Source organism: Streptococcus sp. GMD4S (genome assembly GCF_000296955.1).
In genome coordinates this window covers 1-4,218 of record NZ_AJRE01000106.1, presented here as the reverse complement: position 1 = coordinate 4,218, position 4,218 = coordinate 1, and the positions used below count along the sequence as shown (strand labels likewise).

Sequence of the window (4,218 nt, the reverse complement as noted above, 5' to 3'; positions counted from 1 at the left end):
ACCAACTTTTGAATTAACTCTTCCAAAAACTACCCTCATCAAGCATGTAGAAATAGACTGGGATCGTCGTCTTCGTAATGGGCAAAATGACCCCAATATCAAATCTTGGAGTCTCTACTACGCAGGTCAAGAAGACGTGGGCGCTAATGGAGAAAAACAATGGAAACTCGCTCATACCAAAACTGAAGATCCTGTTTTAGATGAGAAAGTAGATCTAGCTGAAAGTATCAAAGCTAAATATCTTAAGTTAAAAATTAACGACTATCAAGCGGGCACAATGGGCTGGAGAAACGTTGGAATCCAAGAAATTCGAGCTTATTCAAACGTTCCGGACCATAGTAGGGTAACGGATATCCGCCAAGTAACCGAACTAACAGTAGCAGAAGATGGACGGTCTCTTGTCTTACCAACTCTACCAGGAAAAGTCAGTCTCATTGGAAGCAATAAACAAGGTGTAATTGACCTTCAAAATCACATCTATAAGCCTTTGACAGACCAACGTGTCAAGGTCATGGTCCAACAAATCAGAGACAGTCATACCTTTACCAAAGAGTTTGAAGTAGTCATCAAGGGCTTACATCAGGACGAAGGTGTGGGTGTTAAACCAAAAGTAGCACCAGCTGTTCAACAATGGTATGGGAAAGAAGGTCAATCTTCTATCACTTCAGATACAGTTCTTGCGACGGGTGATTCTGGCTTTGATCAGGCTGCAACCTTCTATCAGTCAGACCTTGCTAGCCGTGGATTGGAACTAGCAACAGGTGACAAGCAGGCTCAAAAACGAATCGAATTTAAAAAAGTTGAAAACAAGGGTTATGGTAAAGAAGGGTATGGCATCACTATCCAAAATGATGTGATTACCATCGAAGCTGCCACAAACACAGGAGCCTTCTACGCCACTCGTACCCTTCTTCAAATGGGAGAAAGTAACCTCCAAAATGGCGAAATTCGTGATTTCCCAAGTTTCAGCCACCGTGGCTTTATGCTGGATACAGGTCGTAAATTTATCCCTTATGACACTCTTGTAGACATCATGCTCAACATGGCTTACTACAAGATGAACGACTTGCAGTTGCACCTCAACGATAACTATATCTTCCTTAAGGAACACTTGGCAGGTAAGAGCTTAACACCAGAAGAACAACTCAAGTATGTTCTTGAACATGCCAAGACTGGTTTCCGTGTGGAGACAGACATTGTCGGTAAGAATGGACAAAAACTAACATCAGACGAGCATTATACCAAGGAAGAAATGCAAAATCTGATTAAACTTGCCAAGGCCTTGCATATCAACCTAGTGCCAGAAATTGATACACCAGGTCATGCACTATCATTTGTCAAAGTTCGTCCAGATCTCATGTATCAAGGTAGTTTGAGCGATTATGCAGGCAAGCACAATGTTGAGCGCGTAGCCATGCTAGACTTGGATAACAAGTACGAAGAAACTCTTAAATTTGTCAAATCAGTTTATGACAAACTCCTCGATGGTCCAGATGCACCGCTTCATGGCGTGTCCACTGTTCATATCGGAACGGATGAATACTATGGCAGCAGAGAAAGCTATCGTCGCTATGTCAATGACCTTATCAAATACATTAAAGGAAAGGGATATACCCCTCGTATCTGGGGCTCGCTCAGTGCGAAACGTGGAAACACTCCTGTTGACTGGAACGGAGTAGAGGTTGATATCTGGAGTATCGGATGGCAACGACCAAATGAAGCCATTGCTCAGGGAGCTAAGATTATCAATATCACGGATGTACCGACCTATAGTGTGCCAAGTGGAAGCAATAGTCAAGCAGCCTACGGGGACTATGCTAACTACGAACGTCAGTACAATAGCTGGACACCGAATGATTTTAGAACAGGTGGAGGTCCACTTCTACCAGCTTCTCATCCAAGTATCCTTGGTGGTGGTCACGCAGTTTGGAATGATAATATCGACCTTCATGAGACTGGTTTGACCTCTTATGACATCTTCAAACGCTTCTTCAAGAGCATGCAAACCACTGCAGAACGCACCTGGGGATCCGATCGTGCAGCTGCAACCTTTGCAGAACGCACCCTACCAACGAGCCCTTATGCGCCACAGTCAAATCCTGCTAAAGAGATTGATCAAAGCGACTTGTTTACCATCAATTCTGAAACAGTCAAGAACTATGCAAGTAAGAAAGTGAAGGCAAGCGAACAGGGATTGGCTTTTGAGAAAGACAGCAGTATCGAAGGCTTGGCTGGTGATGTTGGTCCAAGTCACGTCTTGAAGTTTGATGTAACTGTCACTGGAGACGGAGAACAAACCTTCTCAGCAAGTGGGGATAACCGTATCTATCTAGCTGATAAAGACGGCTATCTTGCTTACCAGTTTGAACAGTTCCATATCCAATTCAATAAAAAACTTGAAAAGAACAAACGTTATCAAATCTCCATCGTAACCAAACCACAATCTACAGAAGTCTATGTGGATGGTGAAAAGATTGAGCGTATTGCAAATCCAGCCCACCCTCGCTTTGCCCACAATAGCTTGGTACTACCGCTTGAAAGCATCGGTGGATTCAAAGGAATCTTGCATAGTGCAGAGTTGTCAGACAAACCATTTGTAAATCCTCGTTTGATTTCAAATGATAAAATTACTGCAACCGCAAGCAGTCAGCAACTTCCAGGAAACGAGACTGAAGGCGCTGTTGAAAAGGCCTTTGACAATGATCCAAATACCTTCTGGCATACTAAATGGACTGGTGACACTGGGCCATACACCCTTACTATGACCTTGAAAGAAGCAGAAAAAGTCAATGGCTTGACGTATCTCCCACGTCCAGGTGGTGGAAATGGTGTCGTGACACGCTACGAAGTCTACGCACAAAAAGATGGCCAAATGATCAAGGTTTCAGAAGGAAGCTGGGACAACAACGCCCAAGAAAAAACAGTCAACTTTGCGGCGGTACATACCAACAAGATTGAGTTGAAAGTATTGGAAGGCGTTGGTGGTTTTGCAAGTGCGGCTGAAGTTCATCTATTGAAACCTGTCAAAGAAGAGCAAGAAACGCCTGCACCAAGTCAACCAGAAAAACCAACTACACCTGAAAAACCAAAAGTAGAGCAAACAGGTGATGGAACAGTTGAATTGGCAGATCAATTCACTGCAAGTAAACCAGCTAGCGAAGACAGCATTGCAGCTGCCAGCAAGAGCGCAGACTATCTCAAGAAAGAGTACAAGGTCTTCCCAACTCCACAAAAAGTGACTTATGGAGAAGGTGTCACAGCTCTTCGCAAGCAAGTCAATCTGGTCATGGGCGATCAACTCGATATCTATACTCGCAATCGCTTGAAGAGTGTTTTGCAGGACAATCAAGTATCTTATACAACTGGTAAGGCGGCAATCGCTGGCGCAACCAATATCTATCTTGGAGTGCATGGACAAGGTTCACAAGCAGAGCAAAACTTGTCCAATGTTTCAGCAGGTCTCTTTGACAAGATTGACGCCTATGTCTTGAGCATCAAGGATAACTCGATTTCCATCGTCGGAAAAGACACAGATGCAGTCTTCTATGGTTTGACAACCTTGAAACACATGCTCAAGGAAAGCCAAGTGCCAGTCCTTCGCAATGTGACAGTAGAAGATTACGCAGAGCTCAAGAACCGTGGTTTCATCGAAGGTTACTATGGAAATCCATGGTCTAATGCCGATCGTGCAGAGCTCATGCGTTATGGTGGCGATTTGAAATTGAACCAATACTTCTTTGCACCAAAAGATGATCCATACCACAACAAGAAATGGCGTGAACTCTATCCAGAAGAAAAATTAGCTGAAATCCGTGAACTTGCTCGTGTCGGAAATCAAAGTAAAACCCGCTATGTCTGGACTATCCATCCATTCATGAACAACCGCATCCGCTTTGGCAATGAAGCGCATTACCAAGAAGATTTGGCAACCATCAAGGCCAAATTTACCCAGTTGATGAAAGTGGGTGTCCGCGAATTTGGTATCCTTGCAGATGATGCACCAAGCCCAGTCGGAGGCTACAATAGCTACAACCGCTTGATGCAAGATATGACCAAGTGGTTGACTGAAATGCAGGGAACCTACAGCGGTCTTCGCAAAGAAATGATCTTTGTTCCTGGCCAGTATTGGGGTAATGGACGTGAGGATGAGTTGAAATCCCTCAATGAAAATCTCCCAAGTTCAACATCCATGACCTTGACGGGTGGTAAGATTTGGGG

General features: G+C 44.0%; 1 protein-coding gene. It reads left to right on the top strand.

Going from position 1 to position 4,218, the window contains the following annotated elements:
• Positions 1-4,218 (top strand): beta-N-acetylglucosaminidase domain-containing protein (locus GMD4S_RS07245; protein WP_000299234.1); only part of this gene is annotated, 4,218 nt, incomplete at both ends.